The sequence below is a fragment of the Paenibacillus radicis (ex Xue et al. 2023) genome (assembly GCF_024722015.1).
Taxonomy (GTDB): domain Bacteria; phylum Bacillota; class Bacilli; order Paenibacillales; family NBRC-103111; genus Paenibacillus_S.
Genome location: NZ_JANQBD010000010.1, coordinates 160288 through 186322 on the forward strand (window position 1 = coordinate 160288; position 26035 = coordinate 186322).

Sequence of the window (26035 nt, forward strand, 5' to 3'; positions counted from 1 at the left end):
ACCAGCTGATGGTTAAGGATGATTTGGAAACCAGCCTGCATATTATGGAGCGGGATGTTGGGGATACCGCTGCCGAAGTGCTGCAGCGCGTTAATGCAGACGCGCTGGTGCTTCTATTAACGCCAGCGGAGCTAGACGACGCGGAGAGCTTGAAGGAATGGCTGCCGGCTCCATTGGCAGCCGAGGTGGCGGGGATGCGCGAACGGGGACAGTTCGCGGCCGAATTGGGCCAAGCGGAGGTGCTGCCGACGCTTGGGCTTTTGCCCTGCCGCTCGCTTGTGCTGAGCGGCCTTGGCCGCGCAGCGGCCGGCACGGTCGCCTGGCGTGACGCAGGCGTCTACGCGGCCCGCGCGGCGCTGGCCCGCGGGCTCGAGCGGCTCGCGGCGCCGCTGCCGCGCACAGCCGCCGCTGGCACAGCCGCTGACGCGGCGGCTGCGCCACTAGGCGAGCGTGTCCACGCGCTCGCCGAAGGGCTCTTGCTCGGCGGCTACCGCATGCCGAGCTACGCTGTGGCGGCGCAGCCGCCCGTGCCTGCGCTGCGCGAGGTCGCCCTGATCGCAGATCAGGCGACACTCGCGGCGCTAGGCGGCGGCAGCGCCGCCAAGGCTCTTGCGCAGCCGCTGGAGGCTGCGCGGGCGTTCGCGGTCGCGACGCAGTACGCGCGCGACCTGACGAACCTTCCCGGCAATGTGCTTGTGCCGGATACACTGGCCCAGGAGGCTGCCCGGGTGGCCTCCCAATACGGCATGGCCTGCACAGTGCTGGATGAGGCAGCCATTGTCGAGCATGGCATGGGAGGGCTCCATGCCGTTGGCAAAGGCAGCGCCAATCCTCCGCGCATGATCTCTATCCGTTACCAAGGAACGGATTCATGGGATAATGTAGTAGGCTTGGTTGGCAAAGGCATCACCTTTGATACCGGGGGTATCTCGCTCAAGAAGCCGGACGGCATGGAAGAAATGATCAGCGATATGGGCGGTGCGGCTGTGTTGTTAGGGCTGCTGCATGCGGTAGGCAGACTTAAACCGAGGATTAACCTGGTTATTGTTATTCCAGCAGCCGAAAATATGCCGTCTGGAGCTGCTTTTAAGCCAGGCGATGTAATCAGGATGATGAGCGGCCACACCGTTGAGGTTTTAAATACCGATGCAGAAGGCCGTATTGTATTAGGAGACGGAGTCACTTATGCCAAACAGCTGGGCGCAACCCGGATTGTCGATGTAGCTACCTTGACCGGCGCTGTGCTGGTTAGCTTTGCCGATGTGGCTACAGGAGCAGTGTCCAATGACGAAGTGCTGCAGCAGGAAATTATTCAGGCTGCCAAGCAGGCAGGGGAAAAAGTATGGCCGTTCCCTAATTATCCGGAATATCACGATATGCTCAAGAGTGATGTAGCAGATATAAAAAACGCCGCCTCACGCGATCGGTGGGCGGGCAGCATTACAGGCGGGCTGTTTATTGGATTTTTTGCCGGAGACACACCATGGCTTCATTTGGATACCGGCGGCACAGCCTGGCTGTGGAATGACCGCGGTACAGAGCCGAAAGGCGGCACCGGTACGATGGTTCGCACCTTGGCTCACTGGTTATGCACTTCACAGATGTGAAGCTTAGGCCGAAATGCTTTTATTTTTACTTTTGCCCAGAGGAACGGTGTTTGTCGCAGACATCATCTGCAGCGCCGTATCCTCAAGATCGTTCATAGGGATAACCAGACGGGTAATTTCATCCGTTGTATAGGATAGATTGGCGGTTCTTAGCGCAAGCTGGGTAAGATCAATACCGATCCAGCCGGTCTTGCTAGGGTGTGGGGTTAGGTCGAAGCCCAGAACGGAAAGTGATGCATAATTTTCGTTCGCGAGCTCTTGTGGATGTGGGGCTGGCTGAATATCGTTTAAATGAAAGTACAGCTTCTTGCTGTTCCAGCGAATGAAGCCTTGCTGGAAGGTAATGATCAATAGCGGGTCGTCCTCATTAGACTGTTTATAAATACGAACAGCTTTAAGGTCTTTGACACCGCGAATGTACTGGTTTTTTCGAGTATCGGGCAATGCCATCACAATGAGTATAGGCAACGCGCTTGCCGCATACAAATAAAATGCTGATTGAAGAAAGATAGCGACACCAATTAAGGCCAGGAATACGAAGATATAAATAAATAATAATGATGATTGTTTTTTCGACATGAAAGCAATCCCCCAGATGGAAAACAGATATGGCCAAACTACACAGCATTTTCATTCTATCACATTGGTGGTAGTTTATTAAAGGGCTTCCCCTTTTAAGAGTTCGTTAAATTTTGTCAAACGCTCTTGTTTCCTGTCGAAGGAGTTACATTTCTATGGATTTATCGAACCTTATTAACCGACCTAGAAGAAAACCTTCTGCATACCGGAGGGGATTATGGGTTGCAACGCTGGAAGGCTTCCCTGCGATCGTTTTGCTGCAGATGCTGGGCGGCCCTTTTCTAACAGGCTATTTATTATTTCTCGGGGCGACCTCAGAAGAAATTGGCCTGGTCCTCGCTGTTACTACTCTTGTTAACGTAGCTCAAATTATGATGGCTTTCTGGATGCAAAAAATTACCAACCGCAAATGGACTCTGCTTATTTTCGGAGGATTGCACAGAGTGTTATGGGCGGCAACAGGCATTATTCCTTATGTATTTGCCAAGGAGTGGTGGGTTCCTGTTTTTATAGTGATGTATTTTACGGCGTTTTTGTCAAATGCCGCAGGCAGCGTTGTATGGTCATCTTTAGTTAGCGATATGGTGCCTGTGCCGATTCGCGGCAAATATTTTGGACTTCGCAACACGATTCTATGGGCTATTGGAGCTGTAGCTATCTATGCAGGTGGACAAATCTTGGAGGCTTATACAGGAGGAGAAGGGTTCCGGTATTTGTTTGTGATATGCGCCGTATGTGCAGTGCTTAATATAGTTGCCTATGCCTTTTATCCGAGTCCGCCTTTTGAGAAATCAACCGAAAGCCAATTGGGGCCAATGCTCCTCAAGCCTTATAGAGACAGGGGATTTCGGGCTGCGATCCTGTTTTTGTCGCTCTTCTTGTTCTTACAGGGTGTTGCGGTTCCTTTTTTTAACTATGTTATGCTGGACGTTATGAAATTAAGCTATGAAAGCGTTTCATTCTACACGATTGTGATGACCTTAGTCATGATGGCAAGTTATTACATATGGGGATTGCTGAATAGCAGATTTTCGGCCAAAACACTACTGCTATGGACTCTTCCTATTATTGCTGCATCTTGTCTGGCTTGGGGTGGCTTGGCGTTAATGCCCGCAGTCTTTGTGCTAACTTTGGTTCATGTCCTGCTAGGAATTGGGACCGGAGGATTTAATCTACTCGTATTCAATTATATTATAGGTGAAACTCCGAAGAGTGAAAGGCCTATGTTTTTCGCTGTATACTCAACTATAACAGGAATAGCCGGTTTTCTTGGTCCGATGCTGGGAGGATTTATGTATAAGCAGCTTGCCCTGTTTCCTTTATGGGTTCAGCAATATGGAGTTTCCTGCGCTGTTGGCTTGCTGCTGGCACTAATCGGTATGGCGGGGAAATATGTGTTTAGCATTCAATCGAAGGAAGTTATAAAGCAATAATGTAACCGGTAACAGTAATGATTGATAGTGAGAACCTGGGGAGGTAACGTCAAATATGAAAAAAAGGATCGGAATTATAGGGCTTGGCGACATTGCCCAAAAGGTATATTTACCACTTCTTTCTGCAAACGAGCAGGTGGAGATTGTTGGATTAAACAGCCGCACTACAGCAACGGTTACGAAGGTAGCAGATCAATATAGAATTGGCGGGCGTTTTGATTCTCTGGAAGATCTTTTAAAAGTTAAGCCGGATGCGGTGTTTATCCATAGTCCTACGGAGACTCATTATGAAATTGTAATGGATTGTTTAAAGCAAGGTGTAGCGGTTTATGTGGATAAGCCACTTTCCTACAGCTTGGCAGAGTCGGCCGCAATGGCTGAATTTGCTCTGAAGCAGGGGATTCTGCTCGCGGTTGGATTCAATCGCCGTTTTGCCCCCATGTACTTGCGATCCAAAGCTTGGCTGGAGGAAGCCGGCGGCTTCGAGCAATGCACCGTTACGAAGCATAGAACCAAGCTGCAAAAGCACAGCGCCCGGCATACCCTTCACGATGACTTGATTCATATGCTGGATTTATTGCTTTGGTTTGGTGGAGACAAGCATGAAATTTTGCATTATGCACAGCAGACGGATGAAGCTGGAAGGCTGTTAATTGGAACGGGAAGCTTGGCTTTCACGAATGGAGATCAGCGGTCCGGTACCAGATACGGTCAATTCAGTATGGTTCGGCGTGCCGGTTCTGATCTGGAGAAGCTGGAGCTTCACGGGTCTTTCCGATCGGCTGAAGTAGTGAATATGGATTCAGCTATTTTGTCAGCCAGCTCTGCTTCTCCGCAAATCAGCAGCTTTGGCAGCTGGGACGGAGTTCTTCATCGGAGGGGCTTTGCCGGAATTGTAGATCACTTCATACATTGCCTGGATCATCCCGAAGCCTGCTCAGTCAGTGCAGGTCATGTACTTGCCGTACATGAGCTTGCAGATCGTTTATCGCCTTCATGATTTATCATATGACAATGCCTGCATAATATTATCCAGTCGTTTCAAGAGATAGGAACATGTGTGGGAGGTGCTGATCCATTATTACAAATCGGTATGAACAGTCTGCTATTTACGAGCAATCATTTAAATTATGCTCCTCAGGTATCGCTTGCGCCGGCATGGATGGACAGATGATAATAGTCAATCCTGCACTATGCGGTTTACTGGGGTACGATGAAGAGGAGCTACTGGCCGTAACGTATTTCGCATTAGTCCATCCGGCTGATTGGCAAGCGTTTCAATTGCAAATTAAACAATTGAAGGAGCACGTCCCGTCTCTCGTTCCATTTGAGCTGCGTATGATACATAAGTCTGGACAATCGATTTGGACGACTCAGCAGCTATCTTTGATTACGATTGATACGGTTGATTCAACTGATTCGACTGATTCGGTTCATTCGGGTCAGCAGCCCGTTCTTCATATCCATATTAATGGAATTTCCATGCAAAAAAGACAAGCGGAACAGGCTTTGATCAAAAGCCAGAGAAGCTTGGCAGAAGCTCAAAAAATCGCATGCATTGGCAGCTGGGATTGGGATATCCAAAAGGATGAAATCATCTGGACGGAACAATTATTCTGCATTGTTGAACTGCATCCGTCTCGTGTCGTCGGCAAGTCCAATAACATAATGAATTTTGTACACCCCGATGACCGGGAACAATTCCAGCAGAAGCTGGGGCTGGCTACAACCTCTGGCATGTTCGAGCTGGAGTGTCGGCTTATTACGGCCAAAAGACATAACAAATATGTATATATTCAAGGTATTGTCATATTGGATGAGCAGGGAGCACCTCATAAAATTCAAGGAATAGTCCAAGACATCTCGGAGCGCAAGCAGTCGCAAGCACTATTAGAGGAAACCTATGACAGGTATACTTCTCTAAAAAATTATAATCCCGATGCCATAATGGCTCTTGATCGAAGAGGAATTATAACGTCCGCTAATCCTGCAGCCAAGGAGCTCTCGGGTTATACCATTGAGGAATTAAAGGGTGGGCATTTTACAAGCTTGCTGCATGATGAGGATGCGTCAATTATGACGGGGCGGTTTAAGCTGTTGATGAAAGGAGAACAAATAGAAAGAGCGGACATCCGAATGCTGCATAAGGATGGTCACGTTATTGATCTTCTTGTAACACTTGCCCCTATCATTATCCAGCAGCAATTGACTGGATGCTACGTTATGGTTAAGGATGTTACAGAGCAGAAGAAAAGGGATGAGATGCTGCGTAATTCTGAAAAGCTGTCGGTTGTAGGTCAGCTGGCTGCCGGGGTAGCGCATGAAATCCGTAATCCGTTAACTGCACTTAAGGGATTTATTCAGCTCATGCTGCACAGTAATCAACAGGTTCCTAAGTATTTGGACATAATGAAAGAAGAGCTGGAGCGGATTGAGCTTATTGTAAGCGAGCTGCTGGTGTTATCCAAGCCCCAATCTTTGCAGCTGAAATCAATGAATTTGAAGGACTTGGCTGAGGAAGTAATGGCTTTAATCGGCACACAGGCCATTATGAACAATATAGAAATTGTATTGATTGCCGAGCAGGATCATTACCCGGTTTATTGCGATCCTAACCAGATTAAACAAATTATCATTAACTTTTTGAAAAACTCCATTGAAGCGATGAAAAAAGGTGGAGTCATAAAAATACAGCTGACAGATGAAGCTTCTACTGAATACATCGTTCTTAGTATTGAGGATCAAGGCAGCGGTATCCCTGAAGAACTGCTGTCACGCTTGGGCGAACCCTTTTTCACAACCAAAGAGGGCGGCACAGGCTTAGGGCTGATGATCAGCCATAAAATTATTGAGCAGCATGGTGGGCAGTTTTTTGTGACAAGCAAGCTGAAGGAGGGGACACGGGTAGAAGTGAGGTTTCCCCTCCCAACATAGAGAAGGTTATAGGGACATAGAGCAGGGGTATAATAGGAGGAGACGGACTTTCGGGAAAAAGAGGGAGACAGTGAAAAATGAGTAAAATTACAAATGACCGAGTACCGCCGGGACAAACTTTAACCGAGGGATTCCCGGTTCTGCACTACGGCACGGTCCCTTATTACAATGATATGAGCAAATGGGACTTCAAGCTGTTCGGGCTAGTTGAAGAAGACGCAACGATTAGCCACAAGGAGTTTATGGCGTTACCGCGGCAGGAGTTCAATAACGATATCCACTGCGTGACGACATGGTCGAAGCTGGACAATGTATGGGAGGGTATTGCCGTTAGCGAGGTGATGAAGCGGGTTAAGCTGAAGCCTGAAGCGAAGTATGTCATGCTGCATGCGGAGCATGGATGGTCAACGAATTTGCCGCTGGAAGACTTCTTGCGGGAAACCTCCTTCTTCGGAATCCGACATAACGGTCAGTTGCTGACGCCAGAGCATGGTTATCCTGTACGAATGGTGGTGCCTCACCTATATTTTTGGAAAAGCGCCAAGTGGATTCGTGGTATTGAGTTCATGGAGAAGGATAAGCCGGGCTTTTGGGAGCGTAATGGCTATCATATGTACGGCGATCCGTTTAAAGAGCAACGTTATGATTTTGACTAGGCATGTAAGCGCCTGTTTCATTGATTAGTCCAATCTCTATTACTCCTTCGTTCATAAAATGCTGAAGGTTTGTTTACTTCTACGGGTGTAATTCTCGTGCTGTTCATATTGTTGGTTATTGTTTCTCGTGCATTTATCTAACAAAAGTCAGCCCTCTTTCCTTCGGGAGTGAGGGCTTTATTTATATGTTTAAGAATTCTTACAGTTGTGTTAGGGCATTATATATTTTGGGACTGCGCTGACAAAGCGGTTTCTATCATAAAAACGAGGGAGTGAGATGAATGGATAAAAACAAAGACCGCAATATACAAGAAGGTTCTGACAGCAGTGAGACAAACATGTCAGGAGTTGGAGAAGCTGTTGGAACTACGGGCGGTGCTGTCGTAGGTGCTGTAGTGGGTTCCCTATTAGGCCCTGTTGGCACCGTTGCAGGTGGAATCGCAGGTGCAGCTCTAGGCAATAAAATGGGGGACAGTGTTGGAGATAGCGATAATAACACAAACGAACACGAAAAATAAGGATAGCTCTATCTTCTAAGTGGAGGATAAAAAGGGGGGCGGGGAAACCTGTCCGCCTTCGTTCTACTTTAAAAGGCAGCCATCGCTATAGTAGCGAAGCTGCCCTTACTTGCTTATTCCAGATTGGCATGATTTCCGAACATGGCTGAGGAATCTAAATCCAGCCTAATCATCATTTGGAGAATGATCGAATCGAACAGCAGAAGAATACTTTGCTCAAACAAAGAGCCCATAGGCTGAATGCTTGTAAGACCGCTATCCGTTGTGTCCTTGGATAGGGCGGGTATTTGAATAACGAGATCTGCTAATCGCCCAATGGATGAGTCAGGAATAACCGTTGTGATCGCTACTGCAGCCCCTAAGCTTGCAGCTTTTGCCGCCATGGCAAGCAAGCTTTTCGTTTCTCCTGAGCCGGAGCCAATGATCAACAGATCTTCTTTTGATAAACCCGGTGTCACAGATTCACCTACAACATAAACCTGAAGCCCCATATGCATCATCCGCATAGCAAAAGCTTTCATCATGAGACCGGATCTGCCAGCTCCAGCCACAAAGATCCTTTCAGCTTGCAGAATATGTTCTACTAATTTCTCAGCGGACTCCTCAGAGATTAAAGATACCGTACGATTTAACTCTTTAATAACCTCATTTGTATATTGAGTAATCTGCATAATTACACGCCTTGTTTAACTAATGATTGCATTGTTGCAGCTGCAAATTTTTTGTTTTCATGGCCAGTAATGCCGCCGCCAACGATAACAAGATCGGGATTTGCCAGGATAACTTCCGGCAGGGTATCCAGCTTGATACCGCCTGCAATAGCGGTCTTGGCATGCTTGACCACCCGTTTAATAGCTGCAAGCTCTTCGAAGGAATTTTTTCCATCAGCCTGATGGTCGTAGCCGGAATGTACACAAATATAATCTACCCCGAACGCATCGATTTCTTTCGCGCGACCTTCAATATCTTTTACATTGATCATGTCTACCATGATTTTGCGGTTTTGCTTTCTAGCTTCCTCTACCGCGCCCTGAATCGTTTTGTTATCCGAAACACCCAATACGGTAATAATATCAGCACCGGCTTCAGATGCTTTCATGACTTCATAGCCACCAGCATCCATAATTTTAAGATCAGCCAAAACCTTCAAATGGGGAAAGGCTTCTTTGATTTCCTTGACGGCCCTCAGCCCTTCATTGATAACAACAGGTGTGCCGATTTCAACGATATCTATATAAGCTTCGACTTCCTTGACGAGCTCCTTAGCTTGAGGAATATTCACAAGATCCAATGCTAGTTGAAGTTCCATTAATACCTCTCCTTTATAACAAGTAGTTGTAATTTTTCTGAACAAGACTTATTCTAGGACTTAACTATCCAATTGGGAAGTACGCACTTGTAAGTGGTGTAGTTACTCAGGAGATACTATTGAGCCTGGCTTGATGATTCGGTTCGGGTGTTATTAGACTTTCTCTTGAAAAAGGAGTGAAGTAATCATGGCAAGTGAGTTAAAGGAACGGATTAACCTGAAGGAAATTAATTGCGAGAAAGAATTGACTCTTGCAGTTATTGGCGGGAAATGGAAGCTGATTATTCTTTGGCATCTGGGGTTAGAGGGGACCAAAAGGTTTAGCGAGTTGAAAAAATTAATCCCTTCTATCACTCAAAAGATGTTAACTAACCAGCTTCGTGAGTTAGAAGAGGACCAACTGGTGACACGTAAAGTGTACGCCGAAGTTCCACCAAGAGTGGAATATTCATTAACGGATTATGGTGAAAGCTTAATGCCTATTTTAAAAATGATGTACAGCTGGGGCAAGGATTATGGTGAGAAGGTAATTTGGAATGAAGGCTCTGAGTCATAAAGGCATTGGAATAGTGTCAGGAGCTTCGTCTTGACCTGTGCTCCTAGAATCCAAACACTGTGGCCGCGGGAAGTGAGTATCCGTATATCCTGAGAAAGCTGGATGGTTGAGGATTTGACCGTGAAGCGGAGTGCTGGGCCAAAACGGCGGTTATCCAAGCCTTGAAGAGATGAATCGCGAATATGCTAAATTTAACAATTGAAATTGTAGAGGTTTAGAATGATGTTAATAACCCCCTAAGGGAATTGCTCCCTAGGGGGTTATTTGCGTTTGTAGGTTAAAACAAGCTGATTGTCAACGAAAGCCGTGCGGCTGCAAGTAATCACCTAACTTCAAGTGAGATGATTATAGATTGGGGTGGATTTGGCGCCCATAATGAAAATGCAGACGGGCAGAGTTCAGAAGCAGGATGTGAGGCGCTCATTTTCTGTTTGTGGGATATTTCATATGTAGGGGGAATGTATCATGCTGAGCTTATAAAAGCATCTTTGTTTAATAAAATAACATTTCAGGAGGTAAAAGACTGCATGATGAAATCTTTGCGAATTATAATGTGCTTATTGCTGCTTGCTTCCTATATACCGTTATGGAACGTGCCGGCTGCACAAGCTGCAGTGTCTACAGCATTGCCGATATTTGATGATTTTGAAGACCCGGCATTGGCTGCTGCGCCAGCAGCATCCGTTAATACTTCAGTTAGTGGTACATCAACGTATTTAAATGGGGATTCATCGTATAAAGTACAGGCGACCGCTTCTACTAGCTCTCCTTGTCCGAACCCTGTGAGCAATTGGCTCTACAGTGCGGCAGACAACTACGTGCAGGTTGTTCCTAACCCGACCAATCCAAGTAATAAGGCTGTCCTCCTATACGATAGTCAGGATGGATCTGCTAATAAATGCGGTTCCACGAGGTTTACTAGAATGTTCAGCCCGCAGTCAGGCAATGTTTCGGTTGCCGAACTAGATTTTTATTTCAAGGACACCTTTAGCGCAGGCAATTTATCCACTGGTACTTCCAATCGAATTCGTTTTTCGAATACGGGTGCGAATACTGCTTTCTTTTCAATCGAGAACAGCTCAGGCAATAATTTGGCTTACAGAATTGGCAGCACATTAACAAATATGGGTGCAGTCCTTGCTCCAAACAACTGGTATCGTTTGAAAGCGACTATCGACATAAAGAGCACGCCAAAAACCGTTAGCTTCACGTTATCCTCAGCAACTGGCGCAACAATGGCGACGGTCAGCAACGCTGCCTTTATAGCAGATGTCAATGATTTCGCAGCGATTGATATCAACACAGGCAATGGGGCTCAAACCGCTCTATATTTAGATAATATCAAAGTATACACAGCACTTCCTGCTCCAACGCTTTCAGCGCCAACGGTAGCTTCCGGTAAAGTTGACTTAAGCTGGAGCTCTGTAACGGGTGCAACGTATTATAACGTCAAACGCAGCACTACAAGCGGAAGCTTGTACACCTCCATTAATGCAAGTCCAGTAACGGGACTTAGCTACTCAGATACGACGGTAACCAACGGACAAGACTATTATTATGTCATTACAGCCGTTAACCCGGTAACCGAAAGTGTATACTCTAACCAAGTAAAAGCATCGCCAATCGCTCCTAGCGCTCAGCCTGCACCATCAGGATTGACGGCAATTGGCGGCAATAATAAAGTCGATCTTCAATGGACAGCAGCCACTGGTGCGGCATCCTATAACGTCAAGCGCAAATTGACATCGGAAAGCTCCTACACCTCTTTGCAAAATGTTGCAGCACTAAGCTTCACCGACAACAGCGCTCTTAATGGAACTGCCTATGATTATGTGGTTACGGCCGTTAATGTGTCATCGGTAGAAAGCGCAAACTCCAATTCTGTATCGGCGACACCTAATACTCCTTCGCTTCCTGCTGCACCGACAAATCTGGTGGTTTGGGCAGGCGACAAGCAAGCAAGTCTATACTGGGGCAGCGTGTCCGGGGCGACCTCATATAAAATCAAACGAAGCGAGAAGGCAGGTGGCCCGTACACGGTTATCAACACTGTGAACGCTGGCAATGCAAGCTTCACAGACACCGGCTTAACTAACGGAACCATTTATTATTATGTGGTGACTGCTGTAAACGCACTGGGAGAAAGCGACAGCTCCAGCGAAGTGTCGGGCAAGACAAGAGCTTTTCTAATTAATGATAATTTTGAAACAAGCGTGCTTGGAGATACACCGTCAGGGTATGTAACTATTGCTGCAGCAGCGGATGCTGCGATTAATAACATAACCGTAATTAACAATAATAATTTGACGAATAAATATTATTCGCCGACTGAGGCTGCACCGGCAAATAATAAATCACCAGCTATTATAGGAAATTCAACTAATGTATTGTGGATCAATGATAACGCAAATGCAAGTCGCAGAGGCGGCTATACGAATACTTTCACTCCGGTATCAGGTAAAAACGGCCTAACCGCTGAGTTGGATTTCATGCAGCCTAAAGTCATTGGTGATTCTTATCCATTAGAATTGCTCGATAGCTCAGGTAAAACGGTACTTTCATTCAGTGTTACGAATCTCAATACTTTTTTACCCATTAACCCTGGTAATGTAGTCAATTGGTATAATCTAAAATTCGTTGCCGATACAGGTACAAATTCTGCTGATGTATTTCTTAACGGAATTTACGAAGGAAACTATAAGTTTAGTACACTGGACACCAACATTTCCAAAATTCAAGCAAGAACAGCCGGGTCTTCGACTGGCAGTATGTATGTTGATAATGTGAGAGTTTACAAGCAAAGTGCTGTAACTCCACAAATGTTGACCACAGCAGGCGCTAACAATATGGTAGTGCTAAAGTGGGGCGCAGCTAGTGGAGCAGATACGTATAACGTATATCGAAGCACAACTTCCAAAGGCGCTTATACGCGTGTTGCAACCGATCTGTCTTCACCAACCTATACGGATACGGGATTGGAGAACAAGAAAAATTATTATTATGTTGTCACTAGTGTTAATGCGAGCGGGGAAAGTGATTTCTCTCATGAGGCCTTGGGCTATCCGAACAACGTACAGCCTCCTGCTTCAGCACCCGTATTTTCTAATACGGCTATCCGGGACAGCCAGATTACCCTGAATTGGAGCGATGTAAAGGGCATAGACGGAGATGGTGCGGAAGTCTCTTCCACCTACACGCTCTATAGAAGTACGACACCAAATGGTCCTTTTGTTACAGTGGCACAGAAGTTTGGCGGTCTGACGTACCTGGATAAAGGTCTAGTTAATGGTACGGAGTACTATTACCAAGTTGTAGCTGAAAATATGGGGGGCAGCAGTCCGAGCTCTGACCTTCTAAAAGTCGCCCCAACAGCGCCTGTAGGAGCACCGACTCTATTAAGTGCTGTACCAGGAAACGGCAGTGTTACTCTGAATTGGTCCCCGGTTGCAAAGGCTACAGGGTACAGTGTAAAAAGAAGTACTGCTAACGGCGGACCTTACACAGAATTTAAAACGGCCGGTACTAGCTACACAGATAACAGTGCAGCTAACGGAACGATTTACTATTATGTCATAACGGCAATTAATGAATCACAGGTACCAAAAATTAATCCAGAAAAGATAGCTATGCAAGAAAGCAGGATCTCTAATCAGCTGAACGCTATGCCATACACTCCTGTATCAGGTGCGCCTGCTCAGCCGACAAACTTACAACCAGCTGTAGATACGGGCAGTGTGAAACTTACTTGGAACGAGGTGCCTGGTGCAACCCAATACAAGGTGAAAAGAGCGACCACAAGTGGCGGTTCCTATGATCCGGTAGTTTCAAGCAGTGCAGCATCCTATGAGGATAAGAGCGTTGTTAACGGAACGACTTATTATTACGTGGTCTCAGCAGTGAATGCGAGTGGAGAAAGTCAACAATCAGATGAGGTCGTGGTGCTCCCGGCTAAAGTGCTTACTGTTGATGCCAGTCCCACAGCGGACGAAGGGACGTTCAAAACCATTCAAAGCGCTGTGAATAGCATTCCGATAACCAATACGGAAAGAACGGTCATTTATATCAAGCCAGGAACGTATACGGAGAAGCTGGTTGTAACTCGTCCATATGTCAGTCTTGTAGGGGCGGGGATGGATGTGACCAAAATCGTGTATGGTGATTATGCAGGAACAGCGGCAACGACAGGTCAACCGGGACATACCGGTAACACCTTCCTTAGCCAGACCGTTGATGTCAATGCAGATTACTTCACGGCTGCCAATTTGACGATCGAAAACAGTGCCGGTCCGCGTTCTGCTGTGGCGCAGGCTGTAGCGTTATCTTTGAAAAGCGATATGGCGACATTCGAATCGGTCAAATTGATTGGCTATCAGGATACGTTGTATACCGGATTGAATGCTACGGGGAAAGGCCGCCATTATTTCCATAACAGCATTATTCAAGGAGATGTCGATTTCATTTTCGGTGAAGCTCCAGCTGTAGTATTTGATAATGTGAAAATGGTTCTCGTCAGCCAAACGGGCGGCGGAGGACACATCACGGCAGCTGCACAAAAAAATACAACAGATGTCGGGTATGTGTTCTTGAATTCGCAAGTTGTTGATGATGCTACGGCACAAGGCGTTTACGATTTGGGACGCCCTTGGAAGGATAATGCCAGCGTCAGCTTTATTAATACGTTAATCGATTCTAAGAAATTCCTTAATGCCGGCTGGATTGCGGCTTGCGCGGGAACTTGCCTTTCGTACTCTTTTAACGAGTATAACAGCTATGGAGCAGGAGCAGATGCAGCTTCGCGGCAGATTGCCAAGCAACTGACGGGATCAGAAGCAAGCAAGGCCATCTCTACTCTTTTCAGCGGTTGGGATCCTTCGATTCCTGTCATGATGCCGAAGGTAAGATACTTGCCGACAGTATCCGTTACTAATTCAACCTTTGACAAGAAGACAGCCAATCAAGCTGATATTCAAGTTATGCTACAAACCAACGGAATAGCTTTGAACAAAATTAAAAATAATCAGACTGTGCTCGGTGTATCAGATTATACGGTTAGCGGCAGTGTCGTTACCCTTAATAAATCCTTCCTTGCAGGACTTCAGACAGGGGCAACAACGCTGGTTTTCGAATTCGGAACGATCTTCGTTCCTCTAACGATCCATGTAGTGGATACCTCCGCTTCGGATATCGGCAAGCAGATACTTGCTGTCAACGATGGATGGGCTTCCTTTACAACGGGAACGAAAGGCGGAGCAGCGGCCGAACCTGCCAATATTTATACGGTAACTAAGCGCAGCGAGCTGATCAAAGCATTAGGCGGTAATAATGGTACCAATGCTACAAATGCGACTCCGAAAATTATTTACATTAAAGGCACAATAGACATGAATGTGGATGATAATGACAATCCGGTAGGCATGGAGTATTACAAGGATGCGGCGTATGATCTGAATGCTTATCTGGCAGCATACGATCCGGCGGTTTGGGGAAGAACATCAGTGCCTTCAGGACCCCTTGAAACGGCTCGCGCTGCATCAGAGACGAATCAGGGCAACAAGATCAAAATTAATGTAGGCCCTAACACGACAATTGTTGGATTGCCTGGCTCAAACGCAAAGGTTTTGGGTGGTAATCTGATGGTTCAGAACGTGGATAATGTCATTATTCGCAATATTGATTTCCAAAATGCCTTCGATTATTTCCCGCAGTGGGACCCGACAGACGGGGACACAGGCAATTGGAACTCTGCCTTTGACAATATTACGATTAAAAACGGCACGCATATTTGGATCGACCATAATACGTTCAGTGACGGCAGCCAACCTGACGACCACAATCATACGTATTTCGGACGCAAATACCAGCTGCATGACGGAACTCTGGATATAACGAATACATCCGATCTGATCACGGTATCTTACAATTACTTCCACGACCATGATAAAACAACTCTTGTTGGCGGAAGTGATAGTTTTACAGGCGATACGGGCAAAGAAAGAATTACATTCCATCATAATTATTATCAAAATGTAGGACAACGCGCGCCTCGTGTTCGTTACGGGCAAGTCCATCTGTACAATAATTTCTATGAAGGGTCCTACAGCCATCCGACCTATCCGTACTTGTACTCGATGGGGGTTGGTGTTGAATCGCAAATTTATGCGCAAAACAATTATTTTGTCCAAGACGCAGGGACACCGGCACAAGCTTTAATTCAAGTGTTGGGAGGGAAAAACTTCACAGATAAAGGTTCCGTACTGAATGGAGCGGAAGTAAATATTGCAGCAAGCAGCGGTGGTTTAAGTGATGTTAGCTGGACTCCTACGTTGTTTACTTCGATAGATGCAACTAAGGAGGTACCTGGGAAGGTAACGGCACAAGCTGGGGCAGAAAATACATTGCCTGTAATGTCAGCTCCGATTCTTACAGCAACAGGAGGCTCCAAGCAAGCGAATCTTACCTGGAGCACAGTAACAGGTGCTGTGTACTACAACGTGAAGCGCAGCCCGACTAGCGGAGGTGCTTACGAGCTTGTAGCAGAAAAGCTCACGACTACAAGCTATGTGAACACTGGCTTAACTCCCGGTTCTACTTACTATTATGTGGTAACAGCTGTGAATGCGGCAGGGAAAAACGCGACATCAAATGAAGTAAGCGCTAAAGTAGATAATGAAGATTCTACTCCTGTAATGTCAGCTCCGACCCTTACAGCAACAGGAGGCTCCAAGCAAGCGAATCTTACCTGGAGCACAGTAACAGGTGCTGTGTACTACAACGTGAAGCGCAGCGCGGCTAGCGGAGGTGCTTACGAGCTTGTAGCAGAAAAGCTCACGACTACAAGCTATGTGAACACTGGCTTAACTCCCGGTTCTACTTACTATTATGTGGTAACAGCTGTGAATGCGGCAGGGAAAACCGCAACATCAAATGAAGTAAGCGCTAAAGTAGATAATGAAGATTCTACTCCTGTAATGTCAGCTCCGATTCTTACAGCAGCAGGAGGCTCCAAGCAAGCGAATCTTACCTGGAGCACAGTAACAGGTGCTGTGTACTACAACGTGAAGCGCAGCGCGACTAGCGGAGGTGCTTACGAGCTTGTAGCAGAAAAGCTCACGACTACAAGTTATGTGAACACTGGCTTAACTCCCGGTTCTACTTACTATTATGTGGTAACAGCTGTGAATGCGGCAGGGAAAACCGCAACATCAAATGAAGTAAGCGCTAAAGTAGATAATGAAGATTCTACTCCTGTAATGTCAGCTCCGATTCTTACAGCAGCAGGAGGCTCCAAGCAAGCGAATCTTACCTGGAGCACAGTAACAGGTGCTGTGTACTACAACGTGAAGCGCAGCGCGACTAGCGGAGGTGCTTACGAGATTGTAGCAGAAAAGCTCACGACTACAAGTTATGTGAACACTGGCTTAACACCCGGTTCTACTTACTATTATGTGGTAACAGCTGTGAATGCGGCAGGGAAAAACGCAACATCAAATGAAGTAAGCGCTAAAGTAGATAATGAAGATTCTACTCCTGTAATGTCAGCTCCGACCCTTACAGCAACACCGTTTTTGAGGCAAGTGAACCTTTCGTGGAATGCTGTAACAGGAGCCAAAACGTATAGCGTGAAGCGCAGCTTAACTATCGGCGGTCCATACGAGCTGGTGGCTGATAAGCTTACTTCAACAAGCTATGTGGATACAGGATTGATCCGCAGCATGACATACTATTATGTAGTTACAGCTGTGAATGCTGCTGGGGTGGAAGTTACATCCAATGAAGCGAATGCAAGAGTAACCTACGAAGATTCCAATAAATCTTCAGGCAATTCTTCATCGACTCCATCGGGTTCAAGTGGAGGTACAGTAACTGCTCCGACAAATGATTCGAGCATTCGAGTGACGCCATTGAGCGAGAAAAGAGCGGATGGAACCACGGTAGCAAGAGTTATTGTGGATGCGGCGGCTCTCTCTAAAGCGCTGGATAGTCTGCTGGCAGCTGGCAGCAGTACTGCTGAACCGAAGATTCGTATAGAGGCAGAAGTGAAGGAAACAGCTGCAACGGTTGAGATTCCTGCTTCCTCCGTATCGGATGCGCAAGGTAAAGTACCTGCGGCGGTTTTATCCATCAAATTGGATAATGTCACATATAGTTTGCCTGTGAAATTGATTGATGTAAAAGAGCTGGCAAAAGGATTAGGCGCAGATGTTAAAGATGCGAAGGTAATCATATCGATAGAAAAGGTTACAGGAGCATCCGCAGCTGGACTGGAATCCAAGGCAAAAGAAAACGGATTGAAGCTGCTTAACAATGGTGTTGATTTCAAAATTACGGTTGAAGCCAATGGGAAATCTACATCCATTAATGATTTTGGCAGTACTTACGTGGAACGAACACTGGAAATTCCAAACACGGTTGATCCGAATAAAGTAACGGCTGTCCTTTATAACCCTGCAACCGGCAAACTAATTTTCGTACCGGCGATTATCAAGGTAAATGGCGGTGTTACAGACGTGACAATCAAACGTCCGGGGAATAGTATTTACGCCATAGTAGAGTCGGGCAAAACGTTTGCCGATTTGAACGGTCACTGGGCTAAGAGCGATATTGACCTGCTGGCTTCCAAGCTGGTGGTCGATGGAACAACAGCAACAAGCTTTGCACCGCAAAACCCAATTACACGTGCTGAGTTTGCTACACTTCTCACGCGTGCCCTGGGCTTGAACGAAGGAAACAGCACAGCATACTCCGATGTGTCGGCTAACGATTGGTACGCGGGTTCTGTAAGTGCTGCTTCCAAAGCAGGACTGGTTACTGGCTTCGAGGATGGTTCCTTCCGTCCGAGCGCCAATATCACCCGCGAGCAAATGGCTGTGATGGTCAGTCGTGCAATTGGTCTGGCTGGCAAGAAAGTAGACTCTGATGCGAAAGCATTAGCTGTTTTCACCGACAGCAAGGCTATCAACAGCTGGGCATCAAGCGCTGTCGCTCAGTCTGTGAATGCCGGTATTATTAACGGCAAGTCGGCTGACGCATTCATGCCTGATGAACATGCAAGCCGTGCAGAGGCTGCAGTCATGCTGAAACGATTGCTGCAATTCGTTGAATTTATGAACTAAACGCATTACACATTGAAAGAGCAGGGAGATCATTCTCTCTGCTCTTTCTTAACATATAAGAGGGAGTTAATTGCTTTATAGCGCTCCCTCTGGTACCCTTTCTAATGCTGCTTAAGTGATCGTGCGAGAACAGATGTTCAGAGGTTGCTTTCATTCTAAAGGAGACTAGGATTTTCGGAGGGCTGCCAAAAAGAAAGGCGATAGATGGAAATCCTCCCGTTAATTCAGCCTAGATATCGTTAGAAAGCAATCTAACTGTAAATACTCCTGCTAATAGAGGTGATAAGGGATGATATCACCCAAATCCTTAGAATTAGCATGAGAAATTCCAGTTATAGGGCTTGGAACGCTATTATGTGGAAAAATAACGTGACATTTTCCTGATAATTGACGTGGGGTTCGCTAGGCTGCCATGCAATGCTGTAAACGAACCCAGATATCCGCGATTAGCATACGTTAGAAAGTGACCTCATCTCTGCATTTTGCTGAGAATACCCAATAAGGGCAGTATCAAATGGGTAACCCTAGTGAGTGAATGAATCCCGTAGAATGTGAAAAAGAACCTTTAATTCCAAAATGGAATTGAGGGTCCTTTTTCACTTTATTTCAATTCCGCAAGATGAGCAATTGGATTGCAGGGTCCAGTAATGCTGCGTGAAATCCATACTAAGCAGGATGTTCATCAGCGTATGGATTACAAACGCAGCTTATTTTCCTCATGAATTTGCTTGTACACAGGTTGATAAGACCAAGCTCCAGATCGACGAGACGCTGCCCTTATATGCATTGGCAGACTATGAGGGAAAGCTTATGCCTAATCTAAAAATGATGTACAGCTGGGGCAAAAAATTATGAGAAAAAGTGATCTGGAATAACAGATCCAAATAATTAGAGTAGCTATGGTTGTGATTTTCCGTGTAAGCGTCTTGCATAATCATCAGTTGCTGTGGAAAAGAAGCTGCGCGGGCCCGCGATGCGATAATTTAATATGGAATAGTAATAACAAGCCCATCTATAAAGCTGATAGCTTTTATAGATGGGCTTGTTATTTGCATAGATAAATTTCATTAAGTAGTTCAACACACTATGCTAATTCGTAATGTCTAGACAGAGCAGACGCGGGGTCTATGCTGAAAAGCAGTTATTTACATCCTTATCCTCTATATCCAAGCTGAACGGAAAGATCCTGTGCTATTGCTGTCACATGCTGTACGAAGGAATCTAAAGACGGCTTTACCCGGTCGACTGGACCAATCATACTGATTGATGCAGTTACGGTGCTATCGATATCGAAGAGTGGTGCGGCAATCCCCATTACACCGACATTACGCATGTTCTCGCTGACTTCATAGCCCTTAGTAAAAATCGATTGAAGTCGTTCCTTTATTTCCGCAGGCTCCTTTAATGAATAAGGTGTAAAAGTGCGAATGTCCGTATTTATGATGCTTTCAATAAAAGACGGATCTTGATAAGCGAGAATAACCCGAGAAGCTGATGTTGCATACAGAGGGAACCGCCGGTAAGCCTCCACATTGAATCGGATCGGATGAATGGAGTCGATTCGATCGATGTAGATGGCCTCTTGACCATCTCTTACGCACAGACATACAAGCTCTTGCGTTGTGTCGGCGAGCTTTTGCAGATACGGCTTGGCAAAGTCCACCAGATTATGATTTTTCAACACTTTATTACCAAGTCCTAATAAGGTGAATCCTAGGGAATATTGTTTATTTGCAGGGTTTTGTTTGATAAAGCCTTCGCTTTCCAATGTCATGAGGAGCTTATGTACGGCACCCTTAGAAAGCTGAAGCTGACGGCTAAGTTCACTGACACCCATTTCCTTCGGGGAATCAAGGAACAGCTTAAGCAGTCTGCAGCTATTTTTTACGGAGGAGAGGTGATTGTCCATACTTCAATTATGCTCCTTAAAAGGCAAAAAGTGGCCGTTGATAGTTTTTTTGCAATTAGTTTACCATAAATAAAAGCTTTTTCCTATATGAAAACGATAATGGGAGGGAATCTGACATCTCTTAAATTTTTTATTGCATTTTTGTTGAAAAACATGTTAAAATTCCAATATATTCACATATAGTAAACATCGTTCACGTATAGAGAACGATAATAACATGTTGAGAGGAAGTTTTCAATGAAAAAATGGGGAGCAATTTTATCGGTCGCAGCAATTTGTAGTGTTCTAGTGACAGGGTGTGGAACAAATGCGGCACAGCAGGCGCCAGCAGGGGATAAAGGAGCAGCAGCTGGCAAAGAAGCAGGCTTAACGCCTGAGAAGCAGCTGGTCATTGCCGGTAACGGAGCAACAGTAGAAGAATTGATGAAGGATGAAATTTTCAAAAAATTTAATGCCAAATATCCAGATGTGAAACTCACATATGTTTCCGGTGTGTCTACCGAAATTGTTGCCAAGGTGAAAGCACAGAAGGCTTCCCCCCAAATCGATGTAACAATTGTTGAAGGCGGAGAGCAGGAAGCAGGTCGCGTAGAAGGTTTATGGGAACCGCTTACGGACAAAGATATTCCAAATATGAAAAAGGTAGGCGAGGATCTCAAGGTTAAAGACAACAGTGGAATTGCCGTTAACTTTACACCTATGGGTATTTCCTATAACGCTGAGATTGTGAAATCAAAAGGACTGCCGGTACCACAATCATGGAATGATCTAGCGAAGCCCGAAATGAAGGGTAACATTACATTAGCCGAGATGTCCAGTAATTTTGGCCGGTCAGCTTTTATAATGCTTGCTTATGCTAACGGCGGTTCTGAGAAAAACATGGATCCAGGCTTTGAAAAGCTGAAAACAATAGCGGGCTATATGCCGACTTTTGCTAAAAGCGCAGCACAATTGCAGCAAAACCTGCAAAATAAAACGGCGGCTTATACGACCTGGACTATGGCAAGAAGCCTAGTTCAAAAGGATGCAGGCTTGGATCTTGAATTTGTAATTCCGAAGGAAGGGGCTAACCTAGTACCTAACGTGGCAACAATAGTTAAAGGTGCGAAAAATCCCAATGCTTCAAAGCTGTTTATTGATTTTCTGTTGACAGATGAAGTACAGACTATGTATGCTTCCAAGCTTTATTACAATCCGGCTGTTCCAGTAAATCTTCCTCAAGAGCTGGCTAAGAAGCTGAGCTTTGATAGCAAAAAGGTAGTTAAATTTGACGCGGAAGTTGTAGGCAGCAAAATGCCGGAATGGCTAGACCGCTTTAATAAAGAAGTTGCTCCTAAAGTCGGGAAATAGGTGATAATAGATGGCCAAAAGCATTGACGTCGAACTAGTAAACATCCAGAAGAAATTTGGTCCGAATGTAGTTGTAGACAGCTTCAATCTGCGAATCGAGCAGGGAGAATGTGTCTCCTTCCTCGGCCCGTCCGGGTGCGGTAAAACAACCACATTGAATATGATTGCCGGTTTTTTGGAACCGGATCAAGGCGACTTGCTGATTAAAGGAAAACGAATGAATGGTGTGCCGTCCAACAAGCGTGAGCTGGGAATGGTGTTTCAGACCTATTCGCTATTTCCGCATATGACAATATTTGAGAACGTTGCCTATGGGTTGAAGCTTCGTAAAGTCGCTAAGGCGGAAATTACTCGCAGAGTGAATGCCATCCTTGAGCTGGTAAAGCTGCCTCATGTTGCAGAACGTTATCCTAAGCAGCTATCCGGCGGACAGAGACAACGGATTGCGATTGCGCGGGCTTTGGTAACGGAGCCGTCCTTGCTTCTGCTGGATGAGCCTTTGAGTAATTTGGATGCTAAGCTGCGCGAGGAACTTAGGGATGAGCTGAAGCGGCTGCAGCAGGAAATCGGAATTACTACTATTTTTGTAACGCATGATCAGGAAGAGGCGCTCTATCTCTCCAATCGTATCGTCGTTCTTGATCATGGCAAGGTAGAACAGATTGGTACCCCTTGGGATATTTACAATCGTCCTGCTTCAGAGTTTGTTCATACCTTTATTGGGAAATCGAACCGCATGCAGGGAGTAGTTGAGGAAACGAATGGCGACACCCTCATGTTGAAAACCGATGCCGGCTTCACACTTCTTGCCGATCGCCGAGACGGCAGCTTTGGGAATGGAGAAAAGGTCTCTATCTATGTTCGGCCTGAGAAAATCGGTTTGAATACGGAAGAAGTGGTAATGGATGGCGTTAATCAGGTGAAGGGTATTGTGAAGCAGACCTCCTTCCTTGGCGCCTACACTGAATGTGAGGTTGAAGTAGGACACTATTCGCTCACAGTACGTATCCAGACGGTACAGCAAATGATTCAATTCTCACAAGGGCAAAGCGTATACCTGGATTGGAAGCCTGAGGATATGTTCGTGTTCACCGGAAAGGGGCAGGGACAATGAGCGAGGGCCGTAGCCGTTTGACGCGAAACGCCACTCTGCTGCTGGCACCGGGACTTGCGGTGGTGATGGGGGTATTTTTACTTCCGATGCTCTATATTCTGATGTTCAGCTTTCAAGACAAGCAGGAGCATTTTTCCTTCGGAAATTACTTGCTGTTCTTTCAGGATCCCTACTATATTCAAGTTTTGTGGCGTACGATCAAAGTGAGCTTGCTCACCGTATTGGCTTGCTTAGTATTAGGTTTCCCTGTGGCATTGTATATGGCTCAAGCGTCAGGCAGAATGCGGGGAATTGTTACTTTTTTAATTATTTCTCCGCATCTGGTGAGCGTTGTTATTCGTAATTTTGGATGGGTCATTATTCTGGGGGATAAGGGCTGGATCAATAATACCTTGCTGCAGCTTGGACTGATCGATAAACCGTTGAAGCTGCTGTATAACGAGCTTGGAGTTATCATTGGTTTAACGGATTCTTTGCTGGTTTACATGATTTTGGCGATTGCGACCAGTCTCTACCAGATTGATGGCTCGTTATATAAAGCGGCAGGCATATTAGGCGCCAGCAGGCTGCGTACGTTCTTTTCCGTCACCTTACCGCTTACCTTGCCAGGGATGGTCGCTGGAACAACGCTTGTCTTCAGCCTGTCCATGAGTGCTTTTGTTACACCGGCTTTGATGGGAGGGACATCCGTGAAGGTGCTGCCTGTTATTGCCTATGAAAAAATAATGACCCAATTGGATTGGTCGCTTGGGGCAGCCATTGCTTTCTTGTTGTTGGCTTCAACGATTGCGCTGGTAGCCTTGTTCACCCGTTTAATCGAAACCAAGCGATATAAAGAGGTGTTTAACACATGATAAAGAAAATTTCTCCGCTTGGTATCATTACTTTTTTCGTGGTGCTGTTCGTCATTTCACCTTTGCTTATCATTATCCCGACCTCGTTGACTTCGGTAAAATATCTTTCATTTCCACCAGTAGGATTCTCCTTTATGTGGTATGTCAAAATATTTGACCGTCCCGAATTTGTGGATTCATTTATATTCAGCTTGGAGCTCGCAGCATTGACCGCTGTTATTTCAACGATCATAGGTACGCTGGCAGGGCTTGCGCTGCATAAGTATAAGTTCCGTGGCAGTGGAGTCATCAATGGACTGCTGCTCTCACCCTTAACTGTACCGGCTTTAATTATCGGTATTGCGGTGCTGCTGTTTTTTACAAGGATAGGTTTGGCCGGTACTTTTATTGGACTGCTGCTGGCTCACGTGCTGATATCTATTCCTTATGTTGTGAGGCTTGTGTTGACAGGGCTGAGCAATTTCGATTATACGCTGGAGCGGGCAGCTTATATTATGGGGGCTAAGCCCTTCAATGTATTCTGGGATATTACACTACCTTTATTAAGGCCAGCTATCATGTCAGGGATGATTTTTGCTTTTCTGACCTCATTCGATAATGTTACCGTCTCGTTGTTTCTTGTTTCTCCTTCGACCACAACGCTTCCGCTTGCTATTTTTAGCTATATGCAGGAGATATTGGATCCGTTGGTTGCATCCATTTCATCGGTTGTTATTTTATTAAGTCTTGTATTTATTATTATTTTGGAACGCGTTTATGGTTTGGATCGATTGTTTGGATCCAATTCGCATTCCCATTAAATGGAGATACCTTACATCATGTCACAAACATCACTTCTGAAACAAATCGAATCTTATCTTCCAGAGCTGCTTCAGCTGCTGGAGGAAAGCGTAAATATGGACTCTCCTTCCCGAAATAAAGCTCAATGCGATCTGACTGCTGATTGGTATGCGGCTCAGTTTAGCCGATTGATCGGTGGTCGGGTTGAACGGATCCCGCATGCAATTGCGGGAGATCGACTTCTATGTGTTGCAGGAAGCGGAGCCAAACAAATTCTTCTCGTAGGTCATTACGACACGGTTTGGCCCAGTGGTGAAGCACAGCGACGTCCGTTTCGAATCGAGGACGGAGCAGCCTACGGTCCCGGTGTTTATGATATGAAAGCAGGGCTGCTGCAAGCTATTTTTGCGATTAAGGCGTTGCAGGATACAGGGCGTTTGCCAGAGGATAAACGGATCGTACTGTTAATCAATAGCGACGAAGAAATCGGCAGCCCAACTTCTCGGGAATTTATTGAATCGGCTGCTATGCAATCTGCTGGAGCCTTTGTTCTGGAGCCTCCTATGGAGCCGAGCGGTGCGCTCAAGACAGCCCGCAAAGGAAGCGGCCGGTATAAGCTGACAGTAAAAGGGGTATCCGCTCATGCGGGTGTAAATCCGGAGAAAGGGATATCAGCGATTCAAGAGCTAGCTCACCAAATTCAGCTCATGCACAAGCTGACCGATTACAATATCGGGACAACAGTTAATGTTGGCCTTGTGCATGGAGGTATCGGCAGCAATGTCGTACCGGATCATGCAGAAGCAGAGATCGATGTGCGCATCGCTACTTTGGATGAAGCGGAGCGGATCGAAGCGGAGTTCGCCTCGCTGACTCCGTCTCTGTCAGGCGCTGAGCTGACGGTTACCGGCGGCATGATGCGCCCTCCGATGGAGCGTACCGATGCTATTGCATCGCTGTACAGCCTCGCTCGGGAGCTGGCGAAGGCTGAATTCGGCCTCGCTTTGGAGGAGACGGCGACCGGTGGAGTTAGCGATGGCAACTTCACAGCGGCTGCGGGTACTCCGACGCTCGATGGTCTAGGCGCGCGCGGGGACTTCGCGCATTCTCCACGCGAGTATGTGCGAATCGATGAGATTCCTTTGCGCACTGCGTTATTGGCGCGTTTGATTGAAGCTATATAGGGAAGGCTAGTAATGGACATGGCAATATGAAGTTAGACCGAATCCTTAAGTAGGGGCGGTCTATTTTCATACTATCAGCAGGTATAAGTTTTCAGTAGCGCTGAACTTATTGTACTATTGAGTACTATTGAACGAAAAC

The 26035-nt window shown here is 46.1% G+C and carries 19 protein-coding genes and 3 pseudogenes; 18 read left to right on the top strand and 4 right to left on the bottom strand.

Going from position 1 to position 26035, the window contains the following annotated elements:
• Nucleotides 1–44: 44 nt before the first annotated feature.
• Complete coding sequence (locus tag NV381_RS15450; protein ID WP_258214269.1) at nucleotides 45–1607, top strand: leucyl aminopeptidase; 1563 nt, start codon at nucleotides 45–47, stop codon at nucleotides 1605–1607.
• 3 nt (nucleotides 1608–1610) lie between these two features.
• Here the strand turns inward: NV381_RS15450 and NV381_RS15455 are convergent, their stop codons facing one another.
• Nucleotides 1611–2186: a hypothetical protein gene (locus tag NV381_RS15455; RefSeq protein ID WP_258214186.1), complete on the bottom strand. Its 576-nt coding sequence runs from the start codon at nucleotides 2184–2186 to the stop codon at nucleotides 1611–1613.
• A 155-nt stretch (nucleotides 2187–2341) separates the two neighbouring features.
• On the opposite strand from NV381_RS15455, the gene NV381_RS15460 reads away from it, so the two are divergent.
• The 6 genes from NV381_RS15460 (at nucleotide 2342) to NV381_RS15485 (ending at nucleotide 7727) form a co-directional block, all read left to right on the top strand.
• Nucleotides 2342–3619 (top strand): MFS transporter, encoded by a 1278-nt coding sequence (locus NV381_RS15460; RefSeq protein ID WP_258214187.1) that lies wholly within the window; start codon nucleotides 2342–2344, stop codon nucleotides 3617–3619.
• Between the two features lie 55 nt (nucleotides 3620–3674).
• A complete protein-coding gene (locus tag NV381_RS15465) occupies nucleotides 3675–4619 on the top strand; it encodes a Gfo/Idh/MocA family protein (protein WP_258214188.1) in 945 nt (314 codons plus the stop codon).
• A 107-nt stretch (nucleotides 4620–4726) separates the two neighbouring features.
• Nucleotides 4727–6553, top strand: coding sequence for a PAS domain S-box protein (locus NV381_RS15470; protein ID WP_258214270.1), 1827 nt, complete (start codon nucleotides 4727–4729; stop codon nucleotides 6551–6553).
• 77 nt (nucleotides 6554–6630) lie between these two features.
• Complete coding sequence (locus tag NV381_RS15475; protein WP_258214189.1) at nucleotides 6631–7209, top strand: sulfite oxidase-like oxidoreductase; 579 nt, start codon at nucleotides 6631–6633, stop codon at nucleotides 7207–7209.
• Nucleotides 7210–7278: 69 nt separating this feature from the next.
• A complete protein-coding gene (locus tag NV381_RS15480; RefSeq protein ID WP_258214271.1) occupies nucleotides 7279–7350 on the top strand; it encodes a YjcZ family sporulation protein in 72 nt (23 codons plus the stop codon).
• 140 nt (nucleotides 7351–7490) lie between these two features.
• Nucleotides 7491–7727 carry a glycine zipper 2TM domain-containing protein gene (locus tag NV381_RS15485; RefSeq protein ID WP_258214190.1) on the top strand — a complete coding sequence of 79 codons (237 nt, stop codon included), beginning with the start codon at nucleotides 7491–7493 and terminating at the stop codon, nucleotides 7725–7727.
• Nucleotides 7728–7840: 113 nt separating this feature from the next.
• On the opposite strand, the gene hxlB is transcribed toward NV381_RS15485, so the two are convergent.
• Nucleotides 7841–8398: a 6-phospho-3-hexuloisomerase gene (gene hxlB / locus NV381_RS15490; RefSeq protein WP_258214191.1), complete on the bottom strand. Its 558-nt coding sequence runs from the start codon at nucleotides 8396–8398 to the stop codon at nucleotides 7841–7843.
• Nucleotides 8399–8400: 2 nt separating this feature from the next.
• Complete coding sequence (hxlA, locus tag NV381_RS15495) at nucleotides 8401–9036, bottom strand: 3-hexulose-6-phosphate synthase (RefSeq protein WP_258214192.1); 636 nt, start codon at nucleotides 9034–9036, stop codon at nucleotides 8401–8403.
• A gap of 187 nt (nucleotides 9037–9223) precedes the next feature.
• On the opposite strand from hxlA, the gene NV381_RS15500 reads away from it, so the two are divergent.
• The 6 genes and pseudogenes from NV381_RS15500 (at nucleotide 9224) to NV381_RS15520 (ending at nucleotide 19560) form a co-directional block, all read left to right on the top strand.
• Nucleotides 9224–9592, top strand: coding sequence for a winged helix-turn-helix transcriptional regulator (locus NV381_RS15500; protein ID WP_258214193.1), 369 nt, complete (start codon nucleotides 9224–9226; stop codon nucleotides 9590–9592).
• 3662 nt (nucleotides 9593–13254) lie between these two features.
• Nucleotides 13255–14379 (top strand): annotated as a pseudogene (locus tag NV381_RS15505) (pectinesterase family protein); the annotation flags it as partial.
• A gap of 99 nt (nucleotides 14380–14478) precedes the next feature.
• A pseudogene (locus tag NV381_RS15510) lies at nucleotides 14479–15978 on the top strand (X2-like carbohydrate binding domain-containing protein); the annotation flags it as partial.
• Nucleotides 15979–16035: 57 nt separating this feature from the next.
• Nucleotides 16036–17082, top strand: a pseudogene (locus NV381_RS38475) (fibronectin type III domain-containing protein); the annotation flags it as partial.
• 222 nt (nucleotides 17083–17304) lie between these two features.
• Nucleotides 17305–18705, top strand: coding sequence for an S-layer homology domain-containing protein (locus NV381_RS15515; protein ID WP_258214272.1), 1401 nt, complete (start codon nucleotides 17305–17307; stop codon nucleotides 18703–18705).
• Nucleotides 18706–19359: 654 nt separating this feature from the next.
• On the top strand, nucleotides 19360–19560 hold the full coding sequence (locus NV381_RS15520; RefSeq protein WP_258214194.1) for a hypothetical protein: 201 nt from the start codon (nucleotides 19360–19362) through the stop codon (nucleotides 19558–19560).
• 298 nt (nucleotides 19561–19858) lie between these two features.
• Here the strand turns inward: NV381_RS15520 and NV381_RS15525 are convergent, their stop codons facing one another.
• On the bottom strand, nucleotides 19859–20614 hold the full coding sequence (locus NV381_RS15525) for an IclR family transcriptional regulator (protein WP_258214195.1): 756 nt from the start codon (nucleotides 20612–20614) through the stop codon (nucleotides 19859–19861).
• A 237-nt stretch (nucleotides 20615–20851) separates the two neighbouring features.
• Here NV381_RS15525 and NV381_RS15530 point away from each other — a divergent pair, with 237 nt between their 5' ends.
• The 5 genes from NV381_RS15530 to NV381_RS15550 are packed head-to-tail and all read left to right on the top strand — an operon-like array spanning nucleotide 20852 to nucleotide 25896.
• Entirely contained in the window at nucleotides 20852–21964 is a 1113-nt protein-coding gene (locus NV381_RS15530) for an ABC transporter substrate-binding protein (RefSeq protein ID WP_258214196.1), read from the top strand.
• A gap of 10 nt (nucleotides 21965–21974) precedes the next feature.
• Nucleotides 21975–23078, top strand: coding sequence for an ABC transporter ATP-binding protein (locus NV381_RS15535; RefSeq protein WP_258214197.1), 1104 nt, complete (start codon nucleotides 21975–21977; stop codon nucleotides 23076–23078).
• A complete protein-coding gene (locus NV381_RS15540; RefSeq protein WP_258214198.1) occupies nucleotides 23075–23932 on the top strand; it encodes an ABC transporter permease in 858 nt (285 codons plus the stop codon). The genes NV381_RS15535 and NV381_RS15540 overlap by 4 nt, the downstream gene beginning before the upstream one ends.
• Nucleotides 23929–24732: an ABC transporter permease gene (locus tag NV381_RS15545; RefSeq protein WP_258214199.1), complete on the top strand. Its 804-nt coding sequence runs from the start codon at nucleotides 23929–23931 to the stop codon at nucleotides 24730–24732. The genes NV381_RS15540 and NV381_RS15545 overlap by 4 nt, the downstream gene beginning before the upstream one ends.
• Nucleotides 24733–24750: 18 nt before the next feature.
• Nucleotides 24751–25896 (top strand): M20 family metallopeptidase, encoded by a 1146-nt coding sequence (locus NV381_RS15550; protein WP_258214200.1) that lies wholly within the window; start codon nucleotides 24751–24753, stop codon nucleotides 25894–25896.
• The last annotated feature ends 139 nt before the right edge of the window (nucleotides 25897–26035 follow it).

Excerpts from the sequence above, each read along its gene's own strand:
- NV381_RS15535 (WP_258214197.1), top strand. The coding sequence starts at position 21,975 with ATGGCCAAAAGCATTGACGTCGAACTAGTAAACATCCAGAAGAAATTT.
- NV381_RS15465 (WP_258214188.1), top strand. The coding sequence starts at position 3,675 with ATGAAAAAAAGGATCGGAATTATAGGGCTTGGCGACATTGCCCAAAAG.
- NV381_RS15540 (WP_258214198.1), top strand. The coding sequence starts at position 23,075 with ATGAGCGAGGGCCGTAGCCGTTTGACGCGAAACGCCACTCTGCTGCTG.
- NV381_RS15525 (WP_258214195.1), bottom strand. The coding sequence starts at position 20,614 with ATGGACAATCACCTCTCCTCCGTAAAAAATAGCTGCAGACTGCTTAAG.
- NV381_RS15455 (WP_258214186.1), bottom strand. The coding sequence starts at position 2,186 with ATGTCGAAAAAACAATCATCATTATTATTTATTTATATCTTCGTATTC.
- hxlA (WP_258214192.1), bottom strand. The coding sequence starts at position 9,036 with ATGGAACTTCAACTAGCATTGGATCTTGTGAATATTCCTCAAGCTAAG.
- hxlB (WP_258214191.1), bottom strand. The coding sequence starts at position 8,398 with ATGCAGATTACTCAATATACAAATGAGGTTATTAAAGAGTTAAATCGT.
- NV381_RS15515 (WP_258214272.1), top strand. The coding sequence starts at position 17,305 with ATGACATACTATTATGTAGTTACAGCTGTGAATGCTGCTGGGGTGGAA.
- NV381_RS15500 (WP_258214193.1), top strand. The coding sequence starts at position 9,224 with ATGGCAAGTGAGTTAAAGGAACGGATTAACCTGAAGGAAATTAATTGC.
- NV381_RS15550 (WP_258214200.1), top strand. The coding sequence starts at position 24,751 with ATGTCACAAACATCACTTCTGAAACAAATCGAATCTTATCTTCCAGAG.
- NV381_RS15485 (WP_258214190.1), top strand. The coding sequence starts at position 7,491 with ATGGATAAAAACAAAGACCGCAATATACAAGAAGGTTCTGACAGCAGT.
- NV381_RS15450 (WP_258214269.1), top strand. The coding sequence starts at position 45 with ATGGAGCGGGATGTTGGGGATACCGCTGCCGAAGTGCTGCAGCGCGTT.
- NV381_RS15545 (WP_258214199.1), top strand. The coding sequence starts at position 23,929 with ATGATAAAGAAAATTTCTCCGCTTGGTATCATTACTTTTTTCGTGGTG.
- NV381_RS15460 (WP_258214187.1), top strand. The coding sequence starts at position 2,342 with ATGGATTTATCGAACCTTATTAACCGACCTAGAAGAAAACCTTCTGCA.
- NV381_RS15530 (WP_258214196.1), top strand. The coding sequence starts at position 20,852 with ATGAAAAAATGGGGAGCAATTTTATCGGTCGCAGCAATTTGTAGTGTT.
- NV381_RS15475 (WP_258214189.1), top strand. The coding sequence starts at position 6,631 with ATGAGTAAAATTACAAATGACCGAGTACCGCCGGGACAAACTTTAACC.